The sequence below is a fragment of the Wolbachia endosymbiont (group B) of Erebia ligea genome (assembly GCF_947179575.1).
Classification (GTDB): Bacteria; Pseudomonadota; Alphaproteobacteria; order Rickettsiales; family Anaplasmataceae; genus Wolbachia; species Wolbachia pipientis_C.
The window spans coordinates 73,607-99,973 of sequence record NZ_CAMXBW010000001.1 but is presented as its reverse complement, the minus strand read 5'-3'; the positions used below and the strand labels follow the sequence as shown (position 1 = coordinate 99,973).

At 34.0% G+C, this 26,367-nt stretch carries 22 protein-coding genes, 1 other RNA gene and 2 pseudogenes; 15 read left to right on the top strand and 10 right to left on the bottom strand.

Going from position 1 to position 26,367, the window contains the following annotated elements; translation table 11 throughout:
* Window positions 1–937: 937 nt before the first annotated feature.
* The 3 genes from OM962_RS00475 to OM962_RS00465 form a co-directional block, all read right to left on the bottom strand.
* Window positions 938–4,462, bottom strand: a complete 3,525-nt coding sequence (locus OM962_RS00475; protein ID WP_019236548.1) for a cytoplasmic incompatibility factor CifB — start codon at window positions 4,460–4,462, stop codon at window positions 938–940.
* Between the two features lie 53 nt (window positions 4,463–4,515).
* The gene (locus OM962_RS00470) at window positions 4,516–5,991 is read right to left on the bottom strand and encodes a hypothetical protein (RefSeq protein WP_019236549.1); all 1,476 of its coding nucleotides are present in this window, start codon (window positions 5,989–5,991) and stop codon (window positions 4,516–4,518) included.
* Between the two features lie 115 nt (window positions 5,992–6,106).
* A complete protein-coding gene (locus tag OM962_RS00465) occupies window positions 6,107–7,015 on the bottom strand; it encodes an Rpn family recombination-promoting nuclease/putative transposase (RefSeq protein WP_264330404.1) in 909 nt (302 codons plus the stop codon).
* Window positions 7,016–7,135: 120 nt separating this feature from the next.
* Between OM962_RS00465 and wmk (OM962_RS00460) the strand changes: the two genes are divergently transcribed.
* The 6 genes from wmk (OM962_RS00460) (at window position 7,136) to OM962_RS00435 (ending at window position 12,856) form a co-directional block, all read left to right on the top strand.
* Window positions 7,136–8,047 (top strand): WO male-killing family protein Wmk, encoded by a 912-nt coding sequence (gene wmk / locus OM962_RS00460; protein ID WP_264330403.1) that lies wholly within the window; start codon window positions 7,136–7,138, stop codon window positions 8,045–8,047.
* Between the two features lie 170 nt (window positions 8,048–8,217).
* Window positions 8,218–8,874, top strand: a complete 657-nt coding sequence (locus tag OM962_RS00455; protein WP_264330402.1) for a JAB domain-containing protein — start codon at window positions 8,218–8,220, stop codon at window positions 8,872–8,874.
* A 99-nt stretch (window positions 8,875–8,973) separates the two neighbouring features.
* A complete protein-coding gene (locus OM962_RS00450) occupies window positions 8,974–10,185 on the top strand; it encodes a hypothetical protein (protein ID WP_264330458.1) in 1,212 nt (403 codons plus the stop codon).
* An 87-nt stretch (window positions 10,186–10,272) separates the two neighbouring features.
* Window positions 10,273–11,187, top strand: coding sequence for a WO male-killing family protein Wmk (gene wmk, locus OM962_RS00445; RefSeq protein ID WP_264330457.1), 915 nt, complete (start codon window positions 10,273–10,275; stop codon window positions 11,185–11,187).
* A 25-nt stretch (window positions 11,188–11,212) separates the two neighbouring features.
* Entirely contained in the window at window positions 11,213–12,115 is a 903-nt protein-coding gene (wmk, locus tag OM962_RS00440) for a WO male-killing family protein Wmk (protein ID WP_264330456.1), read from the top strand.
* A gap of 408 nt (window positions 12,116–12,523) precedes the next feature.
* Window positions 12,524–12,856 carry a WD_0736 family protein gene (locus OM962_RS00435; RefSeq protein ID WP_264330455.1) on the top strand — a complete coding sequence of 111 codons (333 nt, stop codon included), beginning with the start codon at window positions 12,524–12,526 and terminating at the stop codon, window positions 12,854–12,856.
* A 78-nt stretch (window positions 12,857–12,934) separates the two neighbouring features.
* On the opposite strand, the gene OM962_RS00430 is transcribed toward OM962_RS00435, so the two are convergent.
* The gene (locus OM962_RS00430) at window positions 12,935–13,855 is read right to left on the bottom strand and encodes a patatin-like phospholipase family protein (protein ID WP_264330454.1); all 921 of its coding nucleotides are present in this window, start codon (window positions 13,853–13,855) and stop codon (window positions 12,935–12,937) included.
* On the opposite strand from OM962_RS00430, the gene OM962_RS00425 reads away from it, so the two are divergent.
* From OM962_RS00425 to OM962_RS00410, 4 genes are read left to right on the top strand one after another with little or no spacing between them, the layout of a single operon-like run.
* Window positions 13,797–14,165 (top strand): phospholipase D-like domain-containing protein, encoded by a 369-nt coding sequence (locus OM962_RS00425; RefSeq protein WP_405196967.1) that lies wholly within the window; start codon window positions 13,797–13,799, stop codon window positions 14,163–14,165. The genes OM962_RS00430 and OM962_RS00425 overlap by 59 nt on opposite strands.
* Window positions 14,155–14,334 (top strand): transposase, encoded by a 180-nt coding sequence (locus OM962_RS00420; protein ID WP_264330453.1) that lies wholly within the window; start codon window positions 14,155–14,157, stop codon window positions 14,332–14,334. The genes OM962_RS00425 and OM962_RS00420 overlap by 11 nt, the downstream gene beginning before the upstream one ends.
* Window positions 14,322–14,501 (top strand): IS630 transposase-related protein, encoded by a 180-nt coding sequence (locus OM962_RS00415; protein WP_319606739.1) that lies wholly within the window; start codon window positions 14,322–14,324, stop codon window positions 14,499–14,501. The genes OM962_RS00420 and OM962_RS00415 overlap by 13 nt, the downstream gene beginning before the upstream one ends.
* Window positions 14,502–14,511: 10 nt before the next feature.
* Window positions 14,512–15,012 carry an IS630 family transposase gene (locus OM962_RS00410; protein ID WP_319606738.1) on the top strand — a complete coding sequence of 167 codons (501 nt, stop codon included), beginning with the start codon at window positions 14,512–14,514 and terminating at the stop codon, window positions 15,010–15,012.
* Window positions 15,013–15,021: 9 nt separating this feature from the next.
* Here the strand turns inward: OM962_RS00410 and OM962_RS00405 are convergent.
* From OM962_RS00405 to OM962_RS00395, 3 genes and pseudogenes are all read right to left on the bottom strand, one after another.
* Window positions 15,022–15,315 (bottom strand): annotated as a pseudogene (locus tag OM962_RS00405) (transposase); the annotation flags it as partial.
* Between the two features lie 29 nt (window positions 15,316–15,344).
* The gene (locus tag OM962_RS00400; RefSeq protein WP_264330452.1) at window positions 15,345–16,493 is read right to left on the bottom strand and encodes a hypothetical protein; all 1,149 of its coding nucleotides are present in this window, start codon (window positions 16,491–16,493) and stop codon (window positions 15,345–15,347) included.
* Window positions 16,459–17,655: a hypothetical protein gene (locus tag OM962_RS00395; RefSeq protein ID WP_264330451.1), complete on the bottom strand. Its 1,197-nt coding sequence runs from the start codon at window positions 17,653–17,655 to the stop codon at window positions 16,459–16,461. The genes OM962_RS00400 and OM962_RS00395 overlap by 35 nt, the downstream gene beginning before the upstream one ends.
* A gap of 318 nt (window positions 17,656–17,973) precedes the next feature.
* Here OM962_RS00395 and OM962_RS00390 point away from each other — a divergent pair, with 318 nt between their 5' ends.
* The 4 genes and pseudogenes from OM962_RS00390 to rnpB all read left to right on the top strand — a co-directional run bounded on the left by OM962_RS00390 (window position 17,974) and on the right by rnpB (window position 22,604).
* Window positions 17,974–19,383 (top strand): recombinase family protein, encoded by a 1,410-nt coding sequence (locus OM962_RS00390; RefSeq protein WP_264330450.1) that lies wholly within the window; start codon window positions 17,974–17,976, stop codon window positions 19,381–19,383.
* A 77-nt stretch (window positions 19,384–19,460) separates the two neighbouring features.
* Window positions 19,461–20,813, top strand: coding sequence for an IS66 family transposase (tnpC, locus tag OM962_RS00385; protein WP_264330459.1), 1,353 nt, complete (start codon window positions 19,461–19,463; stop codon window positions 20,811–20,813).
* Between the two features lie 40 nt (window positions 20,814–20,853).
* A pseudogene (locus tag OM962_RS00375) lies at window positions 20,854–22,098 on the top strand (hypothetical protein); the annotation flags it as partial.
* A 157-nt stretch (window positions 22,099–22,255) separates the two neighbouring features.
* Window positions 22,256–22,604, top strand: an RNA gene (gene rnpB / locus OM962_RS00370) — RNase P RNA component class A.
* Window positions 22,605–22,642: 38 nt separating this feature from the next.
* Here the strand turns inward: rnpB and OM962_RS00365 are convergent.
* From OM962_RS00365 to OM962_RS00355, 3 genes are all read right to left on the bottom strand, one after another.
* Window positions 22,643–23,875, bottom strand: coding sequence for an IS256 family transposase (locus OM962_RS00365; protein WP_264330447.1), 1,233 nt, complete (start codon window positions 23,873–23,875; stop codon window positions 22,643–22,645).
* Between the two features lie 21 nt (window positions 23,876–23,896).
* On the bottom strand, window positions 23,897–24,079 hold the full coding sequence (locus OM962_RS07710) for a hypothetical protein (RefSeq protein ID WP_405196966.1): 183 nt from the start codon (window positions 24,077–24,079) through the stop codon (window positions 23,897–23,899).
* A 208-nt stretch (window positions 24,080–24,287) separates the two neighbouring features.
* Complete coding sequence (locus OM962_RS00355) at window positions 24,288–25,058, bottom strand: response regulator transcription factor (protein WP_264330446.1); 771 nt, start codon at window positions 25,056–25,058, stop codon at window positions 24,288–24,290.
* A 322-nt stretch (window positions 25,059–25,380) separates the two neighbouring features.
* Here OM962_RS00355 and OM962_RS00350 point away from each other — a divergent pair, with 322 nt between their 5' ends.
* Window positions 25,381–26,358, top strand: a complete 978-nt coding sequence (locus OM962_RS00350; RefSeq protein WP_264330445.1) for an NAD(P)H-dependent glycerol-3-phosphate dehydrogenase — start codon at window positions 25,381–25,383, stop codon at window positions 26,356–26,358.
* The last annotated feature ends 9 nt before the right edge of the window (window positions 26,359–26,367 follow it).

The window sequence follows — 26,367 nt, the reverse complement described above, 5'->3', positions numbered from 1 at the left end:
AAAAGGTCGTATATTTGTGAGAACAAGCCGCGTAAAAATAAGGTTATAAAAATAGAGGATTTAAATTATTTTCATAAGCTTGGGCAAAACAGTTCGTATGTAGATATCGATGAAATCCGCTAATATAGCTAGTTTTAGCGTATAGCAAAATCACTATATTAAAAAGTTCGTATGTATCGTTTGGTAGTCCAATCCATACCAAAAAAACTTGTTCTCACCGCACTTGGTTTTGAGCGCTGAAAATGGTTGATTTACTTGAGATATTAATAATATAGTTTACTGAATTAATAGTAATTCATTTGAGAATAAAAAGAAAAATTTATGATAATTTTACATTTCAAATCGATATTGTTCTTTTTATAAAAAATATTCCTATACTGCGCAAGGTCAAGTTTTAACCACATCAATTTTTCTTTCAAATTAAATCTTATCTTTTACAATGGGTCTTACGTTTAAATTATTTGATACCCAAAATTAAGGAAGCCATTTTAAACGGCACACAACCTCAGCATCTAAAACTAGCTGATTTGAAGGAAATATCACTCTCATGAGAGGAGCAAATGAAGGTGCTTTACGGACAAGAGTCTTAATAATAGTCTTCTATATTATTGTTAATAAACACCACCATAAAATATCTTACTATTACCCACAAATAAAAACATAGTATTGTATTTACTCAAATAATTTAATTTTATTAACCTGAAAACTTATTGGATTAAAATTATTAAACTAAGAGTTATAATTTTAGCAACTAAAAGCTGTAAATTGCACCATATAAACAGTTATTTCAAGCAAAAGTTATGCCATTAAGAGCTACGCAACAAACATTTATATTTGTGGGTAATAGTAAGATAAAATATGCAGAAACAACCTAGAAGACCGATTACAACCAATGCGTAAATATAGAGTAAAGAAAACTTCATCCACCTATTAACTTCTACCTACTACCTCTACTATTGCTATGGTTATAAACTCTACTCACTCCATCAATTTTATCTAATGCAGACTGCGGGTTACCAAAATCAATTGATATCACTCTTTCTCCGCCTAATTGTAATGCTCCTCCACCTCCACGCTGTGGGTATTGGAGTCCTAAAAATTGTAATAGTAATGGATCAATTTCATGTTGAATTCCTGGATGATCTTGAATCAGTCTACCCCTAGGAGAAGATAGAGGATCATTTTGGAATAATTGTGAAATATTTCTTCTCCGATTTTTAAAGTATTGTTCATTTCTTTGAGATTGTCTAGTGTCATTTCCAATGCCTACACTAAGAAGACCACGTATATAACCTATAATACCCTCACCTTTCTCTCCAAAGTTATTATTTCCCTGTAAAGCTTGATCAATAGCTTGGTTAATATCCCTAGCATTTTCGTATACCCATATGCCACAATTATGGCCATCTGTTTGCTGATGAACGGAAACATTATGGACATTATCATCGTTAATATCACATTCTCTTAAAGCTCCTCGAATATTATTGTCAATACCACTATCTGGACCAAGTGAATCAGCATAATACCCATAATAATTTCCATTTTGGTGTACAATAACTAATGTAACCCAATGACGATTACCTACATTAATAATAGCAATTAATCTATCTTTTTCACCCGAATCTACTTTTTGTTTAAAGTTAGCTATGTGACTACTTAATAAGCCCCTACCTGTTGGATCATTTTGATTTCCATCGACTCCTACTGAAGTTATTGTAAAATCATGACGATTATTAGTTGGATTAGATCGATCATCATAGAAAGTATATTGTTGTGCAGCGAAAAACATGTCATGAGTTTGTAGCCAATAACGATAATTTTGATTATCTGTTGCAAAGTCTAGTGCAAGTAGATCATGCACATCTTCTATCTCACGAGCGTTGTTTCTACGAAGGATAGCATTTATTTGTTGTAATATTCCTTGTGCTGTAGGAGTACCACCTCCCCTTATTCTTGACTTTAATGTTTCTATTACCTGTGCTCTAGTACCTTGCAAGTAACTAAACGGAACATGTAGATTGTCGCCTATATCAAGCAAAAAAATCGAATTTTGTCCTGGTGCTTTTTCTTCGTAAAAACGCCTAAAGTTTTCACGAGTCTGATCTGATAATAGACCTTCTGGTGGATTCTCATCAATAACACTTTCAGGTCCCACTAATCCTCCTGGTCTTGAACCGCGAACATGACGATCAAGCTTGTGTACATACTCTTCTCTTCCTATCCCTTCTGGGAAAAGTATAAGATTACCTGCTTCGCGTGCATCTCTATTAAACACAATAGGAAACAAAACCACCTCATTTCCAGAAGTAATAGGTATAAATCCTCTGTGTTGTTTCTTAAGTCTTCCGATTTCTTGTCTCGCATCATTTTGCTGTTGTCCTACTTCTTCTGCATTATTAGCAAGTCTTAACACATATCCAATTGGGTGAGTATCTAGGTCATTCTCTCTAGGTTGTCTTAATAATAAAAGATCTAATCTCTGTTCTGTAATTCTTGTGAGTATTACCCTTTCTCCTTCTTCTTCCTGCCCCCTTTTTAAACTATATGTTTGACCAACTTTATACATAGCAAGCACTTTATAAGGATTATCACTAGCATAAAATGTACCATGTAGTATAGAACGGAACTTATCCTCACTATTAACATTTATTGTATCCACAAGTGGCATCAATGCTCCAGAGATCTCTTGAAATAATCCTCTATGCTGAGCTATATTTTTCCAGCCATCATTCACAACTTGATTTAAAGTATTATGTACATTTTCAGTATTGGGCACTTGTACAAGATCACCAGCAAGAAAATTATTTGCATTATTATTTTGGTAATCGTGATATAAACCAAGGTCATTTGGTAGATCAATATCTAGTTCAAGTTGATTATTAAGTGTGCATGAAACTTCCCACACATGAACATCATTTCCATTAACATTAAGAGTCTGTAAATTGATGGCTCCTTGTTGTTGCGCATCGTGAGCTCTAATATGAAGTATAACTATATCAGAACCTTCAGCATGAAAGACCATAGTTAAACATCTTAAACCCTCATCACCATGTCTAAATATGTACTTTGTTATAGGTGCTTCGTCTTCCTCTTCTAGTTCTAAAGGGTGCCTATCAAAAGCACTACTTCCAAAAGCAAAGCCAGTTATGCAATCAAATATTCTATTATAATTCTCTGCATTTCTTGGTATTTCAGCAGGAAGATGGTGAAGCAAGAAATCTCTAACATTTTCTCTAATGCCTTCATTCTCCAAACACTCAAATAATCTTTGTACTAAAGGAAATCTATCCTGTTGAAGTTCTACTGTATCAACACTAAAAGGATCTAGATCTAAATTAAAATTTAATCCAACACAGACAGTATTTCTTGATTCAGTATGGATAGGTATAAATGAAGAAGTGTGTAACCTTCCAGCGTAGCCTATGGCACAGTTTAATGTAACATCTGACGGTGTGTCAAATATAGCAAGATTAATAACAATAGGAATATTTTCTCTTTCTGCTTGATGACGTACAAGAAATGCAACATGTGTGTTTCTAGGAGATAAATCAAGATCGATGCCTATTGTGTAGCGATGACTAAAATTTGCTAAGAAACCTAATAAAAACCCGTGACCCTCAAATCTTTGATTGCGATTTTCAATATTATTTTCCAGTACTTGTCTGTAATTATTATAGATGTCAGTTATGTATGGCAAAATTTCTCTGCGTATTCTATCTCTTACATCTTGTCTTCTATCACTCGCTAGCATTTCCATAAAATTATCAATTCCTTGTTGACCCTGTGCTACTTGCGCAAAATTGACCAACCTACCAAGTTGTCTACGCTGATTTTGATTGAGTTGTCTTCCTTCTATTTCCTTAATTGTTAGTCTGTGATCTCCTAAGAGCCGTCTAATAAGATTGATTTCAGATGCTGAATATTTGGCAAATTTATCCCTACCTTGACGATCTTTTTCACGAATTACCTCGAATACCGTTGCAATTGCCTCTCCCTGACTCTTGCCCTTTCCGTGCATGCATACTTTGTATTGCTCAAAATTTAGGTCTTCTTCCCTTAAATTTGGATTTTGCCGTCTAATCTCTTGTACTAGAGCATTTCTCTCCCTTGTACTGAACCTCAACCCATCACTATTAGGACGATCAGAAATACTGTAGCATCTGACAACTTGCTGTCCGTCACGATAAACAGCAACTTTTAGGTTTGCCGTATTTCGATTTTCACCATTACGTGGATTAACACCATGGTTATCAAAACGAAAATAGACTCTCTCATTTGCATTTAAGATATTAGCATCATGTGCAGTAGAAAACATACTAAAAAAGAATACAGGAAGGAAACGACCTGCACTTACATGATACAAGAAAGATGGACATTGATCTAAAAAAGATTCAAATCCTTGTCTGAATCCTTCAAGATCTCCATCCACCAAACTCCTAATAAGTCCATCACCATTACTCATACAAAATACCCCTTATTTACTACGACCAGAAACACCAAGAGTTCATAAGTGGATTACTTATTACCACTAAGCGTAAAGACGCTTTTTTTCTTATAAGAAGAAACACCACTTACACTAGGAGTTCCAAGCTCAGACTGCGGACTATCATCAACTGGCAAAGTTGTTTTCTTACTACCATGAGCTTTAGATCGTGATCGCAAATTACTGCAAGGACCATCACCTACAGGACCAGGTGGTAAAATTGTTTTCTCTAACTCAGAGAATAATTCTTCTGCAAACAGACCGTAATCTACATTTACTCTTTTACCTTCCCTACCGCATAATCTAAGGTCTCTTATTATTAGTTTTTTAAAGAGCTCAAACTTTTCAGGAAAGCAATCTTTGGCAAATGACATCATATCTAATATTTCTTTTTTCTCTATTTCTTTTTCTTCATCAGTCTTATAAATGTCTTCTCGTCTCCAATTGACTATTAACTCTGCAAATACACCACTTGTAGGAACTGTATAATTAGAAGTATTAACAGCAGCTTTTCTGTATTGATACAAGCTACCACATTCCCAAAATTCCATAATAAGAGATCTAGCTTGAACATTTGATTCAGGATTTTTCAACATCACATCTGAAAGAGAGGAAAGAAAAAGCTCATAGTCTCGCTGTGAGAATATTTTGTCCGAACAGTCTCCTCTTGCTGAAACTTCTTTATAACACCAGCACTGTACCAAATCATGAACCGTATCAAAAAAACATGACTCTATTAATTCAGCAAAAAGGGAATATACTCCTTTATCTTTCTGTGATAATTTCTGTAAAAGAGTATCTTTATCGACTATCTTATTTACACAAAAATCTAAAATAGGGGCGTCTTTCTCAACAGATTGAACGCGAGAAAGAGCAAGAATAGCTTCTGTGAGCTTCTTTTCCTTATCTTCTTCTTTTAAATGATTATAAAAATACTCTACCCCTTCACTCCACTTAAGTTTTACAGCACTGTCAAAACCTTCTACTGCATCATACTTCTTTAATTCCCCAGATTCTCTATCGATCCAGAAATCAAATACAGGACCTTTCCTCTTTATGCTATCTAGTAACGAGTTTCGTACGTATTTGCCAAATTCAGTTTCAGTTTTACCATCAAATGCACCAGGAGGAAACTTGTTCCTATAAGATTCAAATCTTTTTTGAAAGAGAGGATGAATTTTATCCACTACACAGTAACTACAAGCCATCTCATATTTGCGAAGTGGATTATCTATTCCACCTATTTTTTCTTCAGTAAACCTTTGACCTAAAGCAGCATTATCCAACCTTACACCTGACCAGCAACCTTCATCTTGAAATACATTGTGCAAAAACTTCAACTTATCACCCTTAAAGTATTTTATGTGCTCCATAAAGTTATCTTGAAGGACTCCCACCCATCTCTTGATAGCTGACTTCCTCCCGGCAACAACTGCTGGATCTGGATGTTTAATAGCTTCCTGTAATTTTTTGGACATCGTAGCCCGAAGCTCTTTCTGTGTTGGCATTATCCCCCCTATTAAGTATTAACAGTGTCATGTAAAAAAGGCATTATACAGAAATTAGAATGGATTGCAATATTAAAATTACCAGAATAGAGGGTTTAATAAAAAAACGTTATGGCTAAAACTTCTTTTCTTGAATTTTCTCAATATAATCAACAGAAAGACCAGTAGTTTGAGTTATAATGTCAATAGAAACTCCTGCTTTAAGTAGATTCTTTGCAACCTCAATTTTCTCTGCTTTTCTGCCTTTTTCATGGCCGATTTGGATGCCTTCTTGTCTACCTTTTTGAGTGGCATCATCGAGTTTTTGAGCGAGGACAGCCTGTTCATCACGAATACGCTTTATCTCTTGTTCATAGGCTATAAATTCTTTTTCTGACCAGTTGAACCTATTTAATTCTTCATACGCTCTTTTAATTATTAGATCACTTCCTATTATTCTCTCTAGCTCTTCTTCACTAGTTTCATCTGCATATCTAAAGAAGTAGACCCATTTTTCAACTATACTTGAAAGCTGATCTTCTTTTGTTTTTGGAAATTTAGGCAACTCAATAAATATAAAGTAAAAATCTTTTAGATCACGTTCATTAGTATCTTCATCGCGAATAGTATGCTTTGATTTGTACTCAGACTTATCAGGAAATAAAATACAATCTGCTATAGCAATAAAGATAATTTCCTTAAGGTCCTGGTATTGATCACCTTTATCGGCTTGTCTTGAATAGGCTTTAGCAGCATAGTATTGGGCACGTTTCTCGAAGCCTTTGGTTTTAGCGACCTGCATTTCAATAATCCATTGCATCCCCGTGGAATCTCTACATAATACATCAACAATGCTTTGCTTTTTAGAGGCAATATCAGGGTCTTGAATAGTACTTAAAAACTCTATATCCTTTATTTCATTTTTGCCAGTAAAACCCAGAATATCATTGAGAAAGTGAATGAGGATGTCTTTATTCTTTTCAGTGCCAAAGATACGGCGAAATGCGACATCATTCTTGGGATCCAGAAACTTCGAGAGAGCCATAGCAAGAGTACCTAAAAAGCATTAATAATTATACACAATTCTGAAGAAATATTCAACTAAAATGCAAACATAGAAGTTTTTGTATATCTTTGTTTGGTAGTATTAACATGTATAATATTTATGGCAAACATCTCAATAAGGTATCAGATAGCACAAAAAGTAAGGAACTGGAGGTTAAAGCGAGGATATACTCAAAAAGATTTAGCGAAGAAAGTCAGTGTAACGTATCAAGTAGTACTACAATATGAAAAAGGAACACGTAAAATTTCGATTGAAAAGTTGTATGCTATAGCAGAGATATTGTCGATTGGTATTGTAGACCTAATTCCTGTATCAAATGAAAAAATCTGTCTTGAAGATGAGGGAGAAGAAATACTAAATCTAGTAAGAGAATATAAAAAGATTAATGATCAGGAATTACGTAGAATGTTTTGTTTACTAACCAAATTTGTTCAAGTTAGTGAGAAAAATAGTAAAAAAACGGAGAGAATAAAAATTGCAAAAGGTCTTATTAAAGCAGGAGTTTCTGTTGATACTGTTTCAAAAACAATTGGTCTGTCTGCTGATGAATGTGTTGAAGAAAAAACGGGTTCTATCTACTACCAAATAGGAAAAAAGATAAAGGAGTGGAGGGCAGTACGGGAGTATACTCAAAAGGATTTGGCTGAGAAAATGGATACAACACGTGATGAAATAAGCAACTATGAGCAAGGACGTGTGGCCATTCCACTGGAAAAATTATATGCAATAGCAGAAACATTATCAATTAGCATTACAGATCTGCTCATAGAGGAAGATGAGATAGTAGAAAGTGAGCTACCTGATTTAATAAAAGAATACAAAAAAATTGAGAGTCAAGAATTACGCTATGCGCTAATAAAATCTCTGTTTGAAAGCATACAAATTTGTGAGGAGAAAATTAGAGAAGAAGAAAGAATCAAAATTGCAAAAGATTTAGTAAAAGAAGGAATTTCTGTTGATATTATTTTGCAAGCGGTAGGCATCTCTTTGAACGAAATTCAACAAATTTAAAATAAAAAATCATTATATATTAATATTTTTACTTCTTAATGAAAAAATAAGTAAAAAAGATTGAAAAATTGATTTGACTTCACTCGAAAGCTATGGCTCTATGCCAATGCTGATAAAAAAACAGCAGTAAATATTTAAAAAAAGTTTGTTGTTAGTGAAGGGTAAATTATATGAATAAAAGTAAAGAAGAAATCGAATTCAGAATATTAGAAAGCAAAGGCAAAGCACTACTTGATCGTGAAATAATGGAAACGTTTTTAAGTGCAGTACATGAAAGACCACAAGCTCAAGAAATTGCTAAAAATCTGGTGAACACTTATACGGGAGTAGGAAGGATTTTAGGCCGAGAAATGGATGACCTGAAAGTTATAGAAGGAGTAACTGATTCTGCAGTAGCAATGATTATGTGTGTTAAGGAAACACTAGAAAGGGTACTGAAAGAAAAGCTTAAGAGTGAGCCAATAATGGACTTACAAGGGCTAGTAGAGTACTTAAACGTAAGTATAGGTCATGCAGAGAGGGAATGTGTAAAAATACTGTACTTGAATAAAAGGCGTCAACTAATTGGAGAAGAATCCTATATTGGTGAAATGGAAAAAGCACCAGTATACATAAAGGAAATTATAAGAAAAGCATTAATAAAGAATGCAACATTAGTAATAATGTCACACAACCATCCTGGGGGACGCTTAGAACCATCAGAAGAAGATCAAGAAGTAACGAAGAGCTTAGCAGCAGCATGTAGTACTGTAAGCGTTAGGTTATTTGATCACATTATCATCACAAGTGGTGGCTATTTTAGCTTTAGAGAAAACGGATTGTTATAGCAGAAAGTATTTGCAAATCTACTCACTATAATTTATAATAAGTAATACAGTGTATAATAACTATACACTTAGAAAGTATATTTAATAGCGGAGGCTAATATGAATAATAAAATAATTGTACCTTTTAGTGATAAAGAGGGGGGTGTTTACGAGTTAAACGTTGATCTTGATAGATTATCAAAAGGTGAGATGTTAAATGCTATTGTAGGAATTGGTCGTACTAAGGAGCAATCCACCTTTGTAAGCAAAATTAATAATGCTAAAAAGCTTGGAGATAAAGAAGTAGTACCTTTCCCTTGTAGAGAAGTTCGCGAAAACCAAATCAACTATGGGAAAGGATTTGACTATATTTATGGCACAAAACCTTTGAGTAATCAAGCAGATTATCCAGAAGGGTTAAATCCATTTGCTTCAGCTTTGCAAAAAATAAAGCCAAGTATAAGCGAAAGCGAAAAGTTGAGCTGGTTTAAAAGTGAAGTGGTAGAGGCAAAAAACGTAAATGAATTGCACAAAACTATAGACCAAGTACTAGCCTCTGGAGCAAGAATAAATGCATATAACGATGGGGAATGGAGCATTGCAGAGTATGTAGTATTGGGTACACATTTTCATAAATTTGATAAGACTGATCGAAAAAAGATAATGCGTAAATTAATGCTAAGTGGTGCAGATTTTCATGATACTTTATTGCAGAATAAACTAATAGGTGAAATCTATAATGAGCTACAGCCAGAAGTTCAGCCACAGATAGATGAGAGACTAGAAGAACTAGAGAAAGCTGGCGAAAATGCTATGCAAGAAGGAGAATTAATAGATGTTGAGATAGATAATACAACATCGTATATAGAATTTTCTGGGGATAGCAAGGTAGAGGTAGCCAAAATACTGAGAGAGTTAGGAATTAATATTTTAAAAATTGGCAATGATGCAGTTGAGGTTAAAAGTGAGAAGGGAGGTATAAGAAACTATATCGATATGTCAGATGAAAGCTCTATTATATTAGAGTTTCCTACAAGCATTGGTAAGCTAAATATTATATTGTACCACGATGTAAAAAAATATGATCAAGTACAAGTCAGAGTAGAAAACAAGGAAATGTGGGCTGAGTTACAAAAAAGAGGCGAAGAAATTGGAAAAAATTGCCTCTTTGGGGGAGTGAAGCTTAAGGAAGTGGTAGAAAGAGGTAATTTCACTAGATGTGGCATATGGAATGAAAAGTATGCTATAAAAGAGATTAGCAATGATGAAGTATTGTCTTCATGGGTAAATAGGGTATGTGGAGGTAGTAAAGAAACCTTTAGGGAACTTTAATGCGTCTACAGCAAACTTTAAGGTTCCAGAGGTTTTTTCTACCGTTATATCTGGAGCCTTTGAGCTATAGTAGAAAATATTATATGTATGGTTCTTTGCGTGGAAAAAATTCTAGACTATGAAGTAGGGGAAAAAGTGAAAAGTTGGAGGTTAGAGAGGGGGTATACTCAGAAAGATTTAGCTGAGAAAATTGGTGTAAAATACTGGGTAATACTGCAATATGAGAAAGGGAATCGTAGAATTTCAATTGAAAGGTTATATGCTATAGCTGAGGCACTATCAATCAGTATTACCGATCTTATTCCTGTATCAAATGAAAAAATCTGTCTTGAAGATGAGGAAGAAGAAATATTAAATCTAGTAAGAGAATATAAAAAGATTAATGATCAGGAGTTACGTAAGATGTTTTGTTTATTAACCCAATTTGTCCAAGTTAGTGAAAAAAGTAGTAGGAAAGCAGAGAAAGTAAAAATTGCAAAGGGTTTGGTTGAAGCAGGAGTTTCTGTTGATGTTATTGCAAAAACAATCAGTCTCTCTGCTGATGAATGTGTTGAAGAAAAAGTTGGTTCTATTTACTGCCAAATAGGAAGGAAGATAAAAGAATGGAGGCTAGTAAAAGAGTATACTCAAAAAGATTTAGGAAAGAAAATGAATACAACCCGTCACGAAATAAGCAACTATGAACAAGGACGTGTAGCTACTCCACTGGGAAAATTATATGTAATAGCAGAAACATTATCGATTAATATTACAGATCTGCTAATAGAGGAAGGTAGTAAAGTAGAAAATGAACTACCGAATTTAATTGAAGAATACAAAAAGATTGAAAGTCAAGAACTACGTAATGCACTAATAAAATCTTTGTTTGAAGGCATACGGATTTGTGAAGAAAAAGTAAGAAAAGCGGAAAGGATCAAAGTTGCAAAGGATTTAGTAAAAGGGGGAATTTCTATTGATATTATTTTGCAAATAGTTGGTTTATCCGCTGATCAAATTGCATGAAAATTTATTTCTAAGTAAGGTATATATGTTTGTTTCTGTAAGAGATGTTAGTTCTATACACTACAAAATAGGGCAAAAAATAGAAGATTGTAGATTAATGCAAAGGTGTACTCAAGCAGAGTTAGCAAGTAAAATCGGATTAGCATATAAAGAAGTAACCAATTATGAAAATGGGTATATTCCTATTCCGATTGAAGTACTATATGTAATAGCAAGAGTACTGTCAGTTAATGTTGTAGATCTATTACCTAAACCAATAACAGTAAGAGAGTATGAAGATGAAGACGAAGAAATACTCTATCTAACAAAAATATATGAGAATCAAAAGTTAGGCAAAATAGTACCTTCATTAATCAGGTTTGTTCATATTAGCGAGAAAATCAATCAAGAGGAGGCAAGATTAGAAGTAGCAAAAAATCTAGTTAAAGAAGGAGTTTCAGTTGACATAATTTCCCAAGCAACCGGCTTATCTATTTACGAGTATGATAATACAGAGAAAGAAGTCTGCACTGATTCTATATACTACAGAATAGGGCAAAGAATAAGAGAATGGAGGTTGATAAGAAGATATACTCAAAAAGATTTGGCGGATAAAGTTGGTTTAGCACTCAAGGAAATACACGAATATGAAATAGGATACACTGCCATATCATTTGACAAATTATATCAAATAGCAGAAGGATTATCAGTGAATATTAAAGTTCTGCTACCTAAAACAAGAGAAAGCAAAAAGCTATTGAGTTTAATGGATGAGTACGGAGAACAAGAATCACTAGTCAAATCTCTATCTGAAAGTATGAAAAATGGCAAGAAAAAAGTTAAAAAAATAGAAAAGATCAAAGTTGCGAAAAATCTAGCAAAGGCAGGTGTTGCTATTGATATTATTGTGCGAGCAAGTGGCCTAACTACTGATGAGTGTGAAAATTGAATTGTGTTAAAGATATAAGTAAAAGTAGTTATATACTTAATATAGATAAAGGTTGCAAATAATCTACTTATGCTGGACATTTCTATTGAGGAGCTTGAAAATCATGCTTTCAAAACTTAACCTGGATTAAAGATTTCAGTAGTTTACTTACTCATAAATAATACATTAAAATATCAATAAAAATAATTGTATATTTAATATATCTAAATTACTGAATGAAATTCTTGTGCTTCTGTGTTTAATATATAATGTTCAAATAGATTGAAGTGAATTAACTAAATTAGAATTTGCTTAATGTAATTCATTGGTATCACAAATGATTATCTTGAGTATGCCAATTTTTCTAAAAATATTGACGGTACTAAAAAAATAAGTTATCCTTTTAACAGATTTATTAAGAAGGTGTGTATGGTTAGTCATGAAAAGAAACATACAGTAGCATTTTGCATTTCAGCTATTGCGTTTTGTGTTGGCATCTCATTAATTGCAGCAGTACTTACAACAATAGCACCTTTAATTGCCATAATTGTTTCAACTATAATAGGGGCAATAACTATTTTGTCTGCTTGCCAAGCTATTGAAAGCTACTCAGTCATAAAAAATAGCAATAAGGTAACAAGTAGTTTGCATGAAATAAAAGAAGCTTTTACAGGAGAGGAAAGCGAGCTTTTTATTGAAAAGGTTTTTAACCATTTACGTGGATTTTTTAGTAGTGAAAAAGAAAGTAGTACACAAAGATAATAAGATTTCTCAACAAGGCAAATTTGCTTATTTTACTTTTCTGGCTCAATGAAAGCTTTATATTTTACTTGATGTAAATTAAGACACAATGTTACAAAATTTATCGACTACTTTTTGATTATTCTCTATCATTGCCTTTGCCTCTTGCTGAAGAGATTTGATATTTTTTGATGTAATATTATCCATGTCAGGTGATGCTATTTTCAATTGCGATTGTATGCGTATATATTTATCAGCTATAACTTGATCAAGTTGGTAATTTACTGCATCTAAACTTGAGGCAAACATCACATGTAGTAGTGGTTTTACCCAGCCTATTTTTCCAAATCTCTTTGAATTGGCATACTCTATGCTTCTATCTGTTCTTCCAGTACCTATCGATAACAGTACAATATCATCATTTGGAAATAACCTTTTACTACTTGCATATGCACAAGCCGCTGGATTATTGGCAAAAACCCCTCCATCCACTAATACCATTTCCTTTTGGTTAATTTTAAGATATTTAGGTGCAAAGTAAGTAGGTGCTGCAGTTGCTGCTCTTAATACATCCCTTAATTTAATAAAATTCCTATCCTCTTTCCAGCTTTTGAAGAAAAATGGGCAGTTATTGTGAATATCGTAACTCGTAATCAACACATTACTTAAAGTGTTTTTAAAGACATCATCGCCAAAATATTTATGAAGTACATACTCAATATTTTTATGTGGGTATTGTGTACAGTTAAACCAAGATAATATTGATCTTCTCAAAAATGAAGACTTAAAAATATATGGTCCATATTCCCGATAGAACTCGACTAAATCATTAGCAGAATATTGAGGTTTATCTTTTTTACATAATCCTGCCACAACAATCCCACCGGTTGAAGTACCAGCCATTAGATCAAAGATTTCAGCTATAGTTCTTCTTGTTCTTTTTTCTATTTCTGCTAGAATAATGGCTGGTATGATGCCTCTTATGCCTCCGCCGTCAATTGAAAGGATGTATTTTGCCATGGTTAGGTATTTATTGATTTTATTAACTTGTTCGCTTTTATCGGGATGTGTTTCCTGCCCAAAAGCCACAGTCTGCTTCACGCCTGGAGAAAATTGCACCAACCTAATAATTGATTCCGTGGGTCATGCTAAAAAATCCTTGTTGGTTCAGGCATACCAATTTACCTCAAAGCCTATTGCTGAATCCTTGGTTCAAGCTAAAAAGCGTGGAGTTGATATTAAGGTTATTCTAGATGAATCACAAACTATAGTATTTCCTAAAGTAAATGATAAAGGTATAATAAAGTATTTGAGTTATAATGGCATATAGTGTGGATTTAAGGGAAAAGGCAGTATTGATGATAGAAAAAGGTAAGACAAAGGTTGAGGTAGCAGAGCTTATGGAGATAGGAATAGCAACTCTGTACCGTTGGTTAAAAAAGAAAGCTGCTGGTGAAAGCCTCAAGCCATCTAAAACGGTAGCTTTATTCGAAAAATAGACCCCAAAATACTCGAAGAATATGTTACAAAGAATCCAGATCATACTCTGGCAGAGATGAAACAAAATCTTGGATTTGGAATAAACTCAATTTGGTATAGACTAAAACAGCTAAAAATTACTTTAAAAAAAAGTCACACTATATCAAGAGCGCAATCAAGAAGATAGGGAGCAATTTATTGATAAAATCTCAAAAATAGACCATTCCAGCATCTTATATATAGATGAAGCAGGAGTTGATAATAAGTTATACCGAGAATATGGACGCGCTCCAAGAGGAAAGAAAATTTATGCAGATATTCCAGGGAGAACTCGAGAGAGAATCAGTATAGTAGCCGGGTGGATTGGAAAGAGATTTATTGCACCAATGACTTTCAAAGGTGGGTGTGACAAAGAGGTATTCAATACATGGTTGGAGAAGATGTTATTACCTAAATTGCCACTTGGCACAACTATAGTTATGGATAATGCTACATTTCATAAGACCACTAAAACAAAATCATTAATAGAGTCTTTTGGCTGTCATTTGCTGTATCTTCCAACATATTCACCAGATTTGAATCCTATAGAATACTGTTGGCATACCATCAAAAGCCGCCTCAGACCTCTCATGTATAAATATACAGACTTACAGCTTTTGGTTGGTAATACCATAATGGAACTTTATCATCCATTTTAGAAAATACTATATTTGTGGTTCAAAACTTCCCTCCCTATCTCTTGGTGTTAGCAGCTCAAATGAGCCTCCACTCGTGCGTAAAGTTTTTGCGTTTCTCCCATTTCTTCGGTTATTTTCTTCACTTTTAGCTGACATATGGTTTTCTATTTCACCTTCCAGACTTGCCTCTAGCAACCTTTTTATAAACGGTGTTAATGCTCCATCTTTTCCTGTCAATGGTTTTCCTTCTCGTATAGATGACAGGATATTTGTTTCTAATTCTTTATAATCTACCAACCCATTAGTTCTATTTGCTTGACTCATATCAAACCTCCATTTTTTATATCAATTTATTACTTTACTTCTCGGTTTGACACACTTTTTTGAACGTTCCCTTTTTTTATAGTCAAAGTAAAAGGGTTAATACGATAACCATGTGATGATCTTTGCCAACCAAGGGTTTGTATTACATCATCACGTTCAATACTTAATCCTAATTTCTCAGCCAATGTAGCTTTGATCGTTTTTTGCATCTTGTTTAATGGTTTTCTGATTTGATGTTCTAAATCTGCTTCTAAACTAAGTCCCAATAGTTTTTCTAACTGATTAATATTGAGAAGTGTATGTTTTTCAGGTGGTAACTCTTTCTCACAGTCATGTAAAAATTGCTTGAACAATATTCGAAAAATATTAAGGCATGATGCAGCTTTTTTATTTATAACTTCAACGCTATTAACATATACCATACCTTTAACTACCTGTAACTCCAAAAGCTTTATTGGCACAATTGGTTCAACACGTTTAAGCGAAATATATGAAGCTGGTAAAACTTGCAAAGAAGTATTTTCTACTACCTCTGGTACTCCTTTTTTAGCTGCCTCTTGGAATATCTCAGTTACAGTCTTATACTGGCAAAACAGTTCTACCATTCGCACTACATATAGGCTCAATAATAGATTAGGTATATCTTTTTTTAGAGTAATGAGAACTGTCGGATGGACTCTCAGTTTATCTATGGTTAAAAATATCGCATCAGTACAAAAATCAAGGATTATTAGATTTACAATATGACCTTGATCACAAGTATAATAAACTCCTTTTTCCATTTTTCCCCACATAAGTCTTGAATCATTCAACTTTGTTTCAAACCAGTCTATGATTTTCTCTATATTTAAGTATATGGATAAGAGATGAAATCTCTGTTTTTTATAAGTATTAGGCAAAATATGACGAGAACAGTTTTCACAAATAGCGTCATCACATGCTTCATCAAAGTCTGGATCGATAAAAATCTCATTGCTACAACTTGGATCAATTACATTTGGCCAATCAAGATGATCTTCTTCACGAGAGCAAACAATATAGTACCTTTCTTGCATTTTTATCAATCCAAGATCAAATAAGTATCTTGCTGCTTTAATGTGATTTTGACTTGGATTAACCCAAGAACTATTTGAACTTAAAAGATCAGCAATTTGCTCGTGAAAGGATTTTAAGACCATAAGATTGTTCCATATGTTTCTTCAGGTCCTCTCTTTCTTTTTTATTGAGCGGATGCTCTGAATAATAAATTTCCCCACTTGATTTGAAAGAAAATGTTACCTTTTTGTTTTGGAACATTACTTTAGCTGATTGAATAGATTGTAGTATGTTGCCAATAGACGGCTTTAAAATATGTAACTCTGGTGCAATAGGATCGTACGGCTTTACACTCAAAGTAAGATATGTATTACTATTTTTAAAATAATCTGACTTAAAATTTAACTCAAATATACAAATATTAGGGTCAGAACCCTCTATACATGCTTGAAGGAATTTATGCACTTGTAGTAGAAAGTTCTTATCCTGTATATTTACAAAAGTACATTCGCAGTTAAAATAACCACTTACAATACTATTTGCTATTTCCACAGCTTTATTGGTATTTTTAGCACAGAGATTAACCTTTGTACCATCAATCGAAAAATCTAAAATCATCCACTCAAGTTTATGGCCATGAACAACTTTGTTTGAATTAAGCAGTAAATCCATGTCACTTCCTCGACGTACAAACATATATATCCGATCTTGATGATGGAAAAAACCCTGCAATTGGTTTTCAAACTTCAGTATCTGCTCTACAGCTTCTTGTGACATAAATTCCTTGAATGAAGTGTTTATTTGTCTTGGTGATTTCTGTAGAGCAAATGATACGAAACCTCTCTTTTGTACTTTATCAAAGTGATAGACAGATTTTAGAAGTTCACAATTTATGTGAAACAGTAAAAATAACAAGGATCTTTTATCATACTTAGTATTATTTTTTATCAGGTACGATCTCATTAACTCTTGAGTGAGGGCAAATCTTGCTACTTCACTGACTGTAGCTTCAAGTTTCGTACGATCAAAGTAGCTAATGAGATAATAGTTAAAAAGAGAGTCAGAGTAACTGGCAAGTATCTTACGTTTTTGTTGAGTGGATCTATCATCGTAGTCTCCGTCTTGAAAAAGTTGTCCATTTAAATGATTTTTAAAGCAATGCTGAAAAATAATGCTCAGTTGTTTACCAGAAAGGGAATCTAACCAAGACTGACGTATATTAGAATCCTGAAAACGATCTAATAAAAGGTTAACAGGAACTTCTAAGTCGCTCTCCCAGAATTTATGACTTGGATAAATCTCCATAACATATTAAATAAGCCATGTTATACATAATATGATGATTTAGGCAAAGATTTTTTGGACATAATTTCTTCAAATCTTGTATATTTATTAGGGAGAATTTGTGTGAACTAGATAGCTTTCTTAAACGAGACATAAGGTATGCATTGGTTTAGTTTAATAGAAGTCTCCTAACCTATAAAAAAATTCACAGGAAGAAAAACATGCAAAAAGGAGAGTTGGCTATTTATTGGGGTTATAAGCCTAATCGATTGGCAGATACATATCTAGCAGATGCTTATGAACAATTATTGAAATGTAAAACAAAGGAGGTAGAAGAAAATGACAACCGTAAGCTTGTATGCAAGAGTTTCATCAAGACAACAGGCACAGGAGAATACGATAGAGAGTCAGATTGTAGAATTGGAGCGTCGCATTGGTAGTGATGGACATGAGTTATTAGATGAGCATAAGTTTGTCGATAATGGTTATAGTGGATCAAATTTAGAACGTCCTGGCTTAGAAAATTTACGTGATAGAGTAGCAGAAGGTAAGATTGATAAGATATATATTCATTCACCTGATCGGCTATCACGTAAATTTTCATATCAAATGATCTTACTCGAAGAGTTTAAAAAGGCTGGATCTGAAATAGTATTTTTGAATCATAAGTTTGATGATAATCCGGATTCCCATTTATTTCTACAGATTCAGGGAGCAATAGCAGAGTATGAACGTGCAAAGATTATGGAACGAAACCGTAGAGGTAAACTTCATGCGGCCAAAGCTGGGTGTATAAGTGTGATGGGTAGGGCGCCTTACGGTTATCGCTACATAGCAAAACATGTAGGTGAAGGAAGTGCTCAATTTGAGGTTGATGAAGAAGAGGCAAATATAGTGCGTAAAATATTTAGTCGGGTTGGCCAAGAAAGAGCAAGTATAGGAGAAGTTGTACATGAACTGAATAAGATACCGGTAATAACACGAACAGGAAAAAGGTATTGGAAAAGGAGCACTATTTGGAACATGTTAAAAAATCCTGCTTATATAGGACAAGCAGCTTATGGTAAAACTAGGACATGCTCAAAACCACAAGTAAAAAAATCAAAAAAAGGAACTTGTGGTAAACTTAAAAGTGGTCGCTTTAATAGTGATAAAGAGAATTGGACTTATATTCCAGTACCAAAAATAATCAATGAGCATTTATTTGATTCAGTGCAGGCACAACTAACTGAAAATAGGCAAAGAGCAAGAGTACGACAAAGAAGAGAAACATATTTATTGCAAGGTTTAATGGTATGTCAACGTTGTCAATATACTTATTGTGGTACAAACCACGTTCATAAAAAGTCGACATATTATTACTATCGTTGCTCTGGTACAAACTCTAGCAAATTCAATGGCAATAAAATCTGCGATAATAAATCAATACGCACTGATATATTAGATGGAGTTATATGGGAAGAAGTCAAGAGTATCTTGAAAGAGCCAGATAGGATTGCAAATGAATATCAACGTAGATTATCAGAGAACAAAAAACCTTTACATAATCAAACACGTGAAAAGCAAGAAAGTAAGTTAAGATTAAGTATCAAAAAATTTATTGATAGCTATGCTAAAGGGTTTATAAGCCAAGAAGAATTTGAACCAAGAATCACAACAATGAAACAGCATTTGAAAGAAATTGAAGAAGAGAAAGAAAGAACGCTTGATCAAAAAAAACGTATCCGTTCAGAGGTGTGGCAAGGATAAAAAACAATTGACATAATATATTAAAGTAGTAATAACACAAAATGTTGATAGTAAAGTAAGGCTAGATGCTTCAATTGTTGATCAGTATTGTAGAGTTATGTAAAAACTTAGAGCAGAAAGTAGCAAAGATTGAAGAAAAAAATAAAATCTTAGAAATAGAGAATGCTGAACTAAGAGAGAGACTCGGCTTAAACTCAAGGAATTCATCTTTACCAAGTTCAAAAGAGCTGTACAAAATAAAAAAAGACACACCAGAAGATAAGTCAGAGGGCGGCAGGAAGATAGGTGGTCAAGTTGGACATAAGGGGAATTGCCGAGCTAAAATGGAAGCAGATGAGGTGGTGAAGGTAGAGTTACCAAATAGATGCGAGTGTGGTGAAGAAATCGCAATATCGGAAAAACCATATGTCTATCAAAAAGTTGATTTACCAGAAATTAAGCCTTACGTAGTTGAGTATCAATTAGAACATGGTCGCTGTCGTAAATGCGGAAAAAGAAGGAGTAGCAAATTACCAGAAGGAGTTACACCGGATACCTTTGGTCCTAGAGTTAAGTCAGTAGTTGCATCACTAAGTGGGTTTTATAAGAATTCAAAGCGAGAAATAGCGAATATTATGAAAGACATCTTTAACATGAGTATAAGTGTTGGTAGTGTGTCCAATAGTGAAGCAAGGGTTTCGTCAAAATGTAAAGAAGCCTATGAACAAATAGAGGAAGAAATAAAAGCAAGCGAAATTTTGCATATTGATGAAACCAGTCACTACAACAAAGGCAAATTGGGATGGTGCTGGATGTTTGCCAACAATAAAGCAAGTCTTATGAAGTTAGCAGATACAAGAGGAATGAAATTTTTAAAGAATAGTGCATTTTGTGATTACAAAAACCTGGTAATTACTGACAGATATGCAGTTTACAACCACTTCAGTGATGAAAAACGACAAATTTGTTGGGCTCACTTATTGAGAAATTTCGAGAGGTTATCTCATAGTTGGAATAGTGAAGTAATGAGACTTGGCCATTGTTTAAAAGACGCAGCTAATGGATTGTTTGTATTAAAAAACGCTTTGTCAGAAAATGAAATTAGTATTTCAAAGTTCACTAAGCAAGCTAAAGAATTACGAAGATACATACAGTACTGCATGATAAAAATATCTTATATACTTGAAGCAAAAGGAGCTTCACGAACGGTAAAGGGTATTATAAAATCCGAGTCAATGATGTGGACATTTTTGGATGACCCAGAGAATATTCCATTAACGAATAACCATGTTGAGCGACAGATACGGCATTATGTTGTCTATCGTAAGAATTCATATTTTGCACAGTCAGAGCGAGGGAATAGATTTCTTGAGCGGATAATTTCGTTGTATCTGACTTGGAAACAAAAGGAATTAAACCCTTTTCAAAACCTGCTAGCTGTTGTTTCTTAAACCACACCTCTGAACGGATACATCAAATTTTACTGTTTGTGAATGTGAAGATCCTATAGAACAATTGTACGTTAAAGACAATGGCCAAGGAGGTTTTATCGTCACTGCGGTAAGTGGAGAGAGTATTATAACTTTTAATAGAGAGAGCTCTGGAAAATCTTCTGAAGCAACGATAATACCGACAAGCAGTATCAAAGCTCTCAGTGATTTTGTTAATATCATTAACGGCCAATTGATGCCTAGTATTATTTCCAGCAGTACTGTGGCTCCTATAACTGTTACAGAGACGGTTGTGACTTCTAAGAAAACGACGACTGCTGCAATTACTAGCACAACAGAAACCGACACTGTAAAGACTACCAAATTAACAACAGAAGCATCAACTATCATTGTACCAACTTCCACAATGAGTAAATCTTCAACAGAGTCAACAACTCAGGCAAGTACAGTAACAGTGGAGTCAACAACAGTAGCATCAACTACCACTGCACCTACTTCTACAACGAGTAGGCCTTCAACAGAGTCAACAATTCAAACAAGTACAGTAACAGTGGGGCCAACAACAGTAGCAAAAACAACTTCTACTTCACAAACGACCACGGTTGCTAAAACGTCAACTAGTGTGCCTTCGGAAACTGAGACAAGTACTGTAAAATCTACAGCAGCGACTGTTGAGTCAACTTTTACAGCAAGCAGTACTACGATGAGTAAGCCTTTAACAGAATTAACAACTAAGATGAGTACGTCATCAGAACCAACAACAGTAGCTGAAACTATTGCGACTTCACAAGCAACTATGATTACTACAATGCCAACTAATGCGCCAACAACAAACTCAGAGAAAACTATACAAACAGTGTCCACTATATCAAATACTGGAACAAAGGTAACAATTCCTCTGTTCACTACAACTTTACTTCCTCAAACTACTCCTTCACCACAGCCCACTCAGCTTGCTATAGAGTCTAATAGGGCAGGAATGATAGGTGGGTCTTTGGTTGGAGCGATAATAAGTATTGCTGGAATTATAGGATTCATAGCATACAAATATGTTAAGGGTCGTAATGCTGCTCCTGTGTTAGAACTAACTAATTTCAATGATAGAAGGCGATCATCTTCAAGTGGCAATAGCGATGAAGAAATTTTTATCGCTAATAACAGAATGAGACATATATCTATGCGAACTATGGATCAATCTGAAACAGTGCTAAACAGTATATCGGTGGAGAGTAGTAGTCGGTCAAGAAGTAGCTCATCGTCTTCAAGCGGTGGACAAGGGTCTTGACTGACTGAGCTAGAATCTAAAAGTGAAAAAAGCTTATCTTGGGATAGCGATGATGTACCGGAATATCACCTTTAGCTATTTGTCTGAATGTTTTTAGTATGTAGACTGTTAGGAAAATTTCTTTTGCTTTTGTGGTTTTAATGTTAAAGTATAATTCCTAGGTGCAATAAGTAGCTGCTGTTGTGTGATAAACACAGCAGAGGAAAGTCCGAGCTCCAAGAAAAGGTAGTGACGGGTAACGCCCGCCGGAGGTAACTCCAGTTATAGGGCTACAGAAAATTACCGCCTAAATATTATTAGGCAAGGGTGAAAAGGTGTGGTAAGAGCACACCATAACAATGGCAACATTGGTAGTCAAGTAACCAACACTAGGAGCAAGATTAAATAGAAGTAGATTTTATGTTTTTCTCATATCTACTCGGGTAAATCGCATGAAGTAAATGGTAACATTTACTCCAGATAAATAGCTACATAAACAGAACTCGGCTTATATTTCACCTAGGCAATGCAGGGAACGTTCAAAAAAGTGTGTCAAACCGTATTTTTAATTCAACTCAATTTTTAATCTATCAGGAAAAAAGATATCAAGTTGAGATATAGTTAAAGCCCAATTAGGTAAAGCCATAGCCCATTTTTGCTCTACTTTTTTTATAGCACAATATACCTGTTTATACAAGGCATTTGTATTAGTAAATGAGCCTTTGGTTTTAGTAAATTTTCTAATCTGTCTGTGCAGTCCCTCAATAGGATTAGTGGTATAAATTAGCCTCCTAACAGGACCTGAATACTTAAAATAACTGGACAAATTTTCCCAATTATTCTGCCAAGATTTTATGACTAATGGATACTTTTCGCCCCATTTTTCCTCCAGTTCAAGCAAATAATTTTCGGCAATTTCTTTACTTGAAGCACGATATATTTTTTTCAAATCATTCATGAAAACTTTTACATCTTTGCTAGATACATATTTCAGTGAATTCCTTATCTGATGCACTATACATAGTTGTACTTCTGCTTTAGGAAATATACTATTTATAGCTGTAGAAAAGCTTTTTAGCCCATCAATGCAGGCAATTAGAATATCTTCTACTCCTCTTTCTTTGAGGTCATTTAGCACTCCCAACCAGAAATTAGCTCCCTCACTTTCAGCCAAATAAAAACCTAATACTTCTTTTCTGCCATTTTGATCTATGCCTAATATGTTATACATACACTTGCTTACACAATGTCCATCCTCCTTAACCTTAAAAAACATGCCATCCATGAACACTATTGGATATACTGATTGCAGTGGACGGCTGCGCCATTCATTGATTATTGGTAGCAGTTTATCAGTAATACTGGATATCTCTGCTGCTGATATTTTGTGGTCATATATTTCCTCAACGTGTGAAGCTATGTCTCTGTATCCCATGCCACTGGCGTATGTACTTAATACCTTTGCTTCAAGTTCTGGATGTAGGCTTGTTTGCCTTTTTCTAACTATTTGTGGTTCAAAACTTCCCTCCCTATCTCTTGGTGTTAGCAGCTCAAATGAGCCTCCACTCGTGCGTAAAGTTTTTGCGTTTCTCCCATTTCTTCGGTTATTTTCTTCACTTTTAGCTGACATGTGGTTTTCTATTTCACCTTCCAGACTTGCCTCTAGCAACCTTTTTATAAACGGTGTTAATGCTCCATCTTTTCCTGTCAATGGTTTTCCTTCTCGTATAGATGACAGGATATTTGTTTCTAATTCTTTATAATCTACCAACCCATTAGTTCTATTTGCTTGACTCATATCAAACCTCCATTTTTTATATCAATTTATTACTTTACTTCTCGGTTTGACACACTTTTTTGAACGTTCCCGCAATGCATGAATGTCAGCCATACTATGTAAATGTATCAAACATTTCACATACCCTGTACGCTCAATTTGACCACCTATATTCCTTTTACTTCTTGGCTTATCTCTTTTTGTATTTCCTTTTGAACTTAACAAAGCTTTTCCTTTAACTCATCACCCTCTATCTCTAAAACCTTATTTTCTTACCTATAACTTTTAGCTTAGCTTCCAACTTTTCTATTTTTTGCTGCAAGTCTTTGTAAAGTTCTAAAAGACTAACCATGTTACCTCACTTTTACGATTGGTTTTTATCTTATTTCATCTACCTATTTTGTTGCTTCAATGAATGGGTGAATAAAGCATTTCATGCGCTGTCCTTCACTTGTTCTGCTTGATAGTCACTACTGCTTTCGCTTATATTAGCACTAGAGTATTCTTCATCGTCAACATACTCTTTTAGGACATATCCTCTACCCCAAACGGTTTCTATGTGGCTTATTCCATCATTTGCACTTTCAAGTTTTTTACGTAATTTACACATAAAAACATCAACTATTTTGTTGTCTGAAGGTTCGTCCAAGCCATTGTAAAGATGGTTTAAAAACATTTCTTTTGTCAACACTGCTCCTTTACGCAATGCCAGCAATTCTATCATGGAATACTCTTTGTTAGTAAGGTGAACTGTTTTGCCTTTTACCTCAACAATCCTGTGATCAAAATTGATATTCATATTACCAATCTTTATCACTGATTCGGGATGACCTTTAGTACGTCGGACTATGGCCTTAATTCGAGCTAATAATTCGCTCTTGTGAAATGGCTTGGTTAAGTAATCGTCGGCACCATACCCAAGTCCTTTAGCTTTATGGTTGGCAGCGGAGATACACGAAAGTATTAAAACAGGAACTTTGATTTTTGCACTTCTTAATCTTAACAGTATATCATATCCATCAATATCACCAGGCAGGTGTATATCTAGAATAACTAGATCGTAATAGTCTCCACCCGAGGAAACCATATTATTGTTATAATCTTGTGCAGAAGTAACAACGTCGCAAAAATGTCCATCAGAAGTTAAGGCATTAACTACAGTCTTTGCACTTACTTGATCATCTTCAATTAATAATATACGCATATTTTACACCCCATAAATAATTTATAATTTTAGTAATATATATAACCAAGGAAAGTAACAAATCAAATTTTTATTAATGAATAATAGAAATTACACTTATTAATTAATAGTTAATGTGTCGTTCCAAAATTATACAAATAGATCTAAAATACAATAGATATACTATAATAATACTATTTTTAGTAAATATTGAATAGAAGCTATTTTATTAAAAGAATACTTAGGTTAATAGATATTTAAACTATTTTATACTTTTATGTTATATTTTTAATTTACTTATTCTACAGTTTTAAATTATAAGTAATACTTTCAGGAATATTGAGTGGTAATATCAGTTTTAGGTGCTGGCGCATGGGGTACAGCAATTGCGATTTCATTAAGTAGTAAGAAAAATGTAATTTTGTGGACTCGCAATAAGGCCATGTTTGAATCAATTAAAGAGAAAAGAGAAAGTGACAAGCTACCTGATTGTCCAATTTCTGATAATGTATCAGTAAAATTAGCTATTGAAGATGCAGTTAATGCTTCAGTAATAATTCTAGCTGTTCCCACTCAGTCTCTAAGGGAGATATGTCATCAATTGAATGATTGTAACCTAAAAAAAAATGTAGCAATAATTTTGGCTTGTAAGGGAATAGAAAAATCTACATTAAAATTACCTAGTGAAGTAGTCAATGAAGTTTTACCTAATAATCCTCTTGCTGTTTTTTCTGGTCCTAGCTTTGCTATAGAAGTTGCAAGAAAATTACCATATTCGATGGTTCTTGCATGTCAAAATGAAGTATTAGGTTCAAAATTAGTATCAGAGCTACAGCAAGAAAATATTAAATTGTACCTTAGTAGCGATGTTATAGGAATACAGGTTTGTGCAGCGTTAAAGAATGTTTTTGCTATAGCATGTGGGGTTGTTCTAGGTAGGTTTGGGTTTAATGCTCATGCAGCATTAATTACGAAAAGTATGAGTGAAATTAAGGCTTTATACTCAGCAAAAGTTGGTGACGGCAATGTAGATATAAATACACTACTTGGACCAGCATGCTTAGGCGATTTGGTTGTGACATGCACATCATTAAATTCAAGAAATCTATCTTTTGGATCTAAAGTAGCTAATAGTAATGGTTCTAGTGCTCAGCAGATTTTATCAGAAGGTAAGTCGGTAATTGAAGGTTTTAACACTGCTAAGTCTGCATTTGATTTAGCAGAAAAGCTAAAGATAAAAATGCCCATATGTGAAGCGATCTATAGATTGCTATATGAAAATACTTCTATAGAAGATACTATTTCTGTTCTTGTAAATTAGTTTTATATT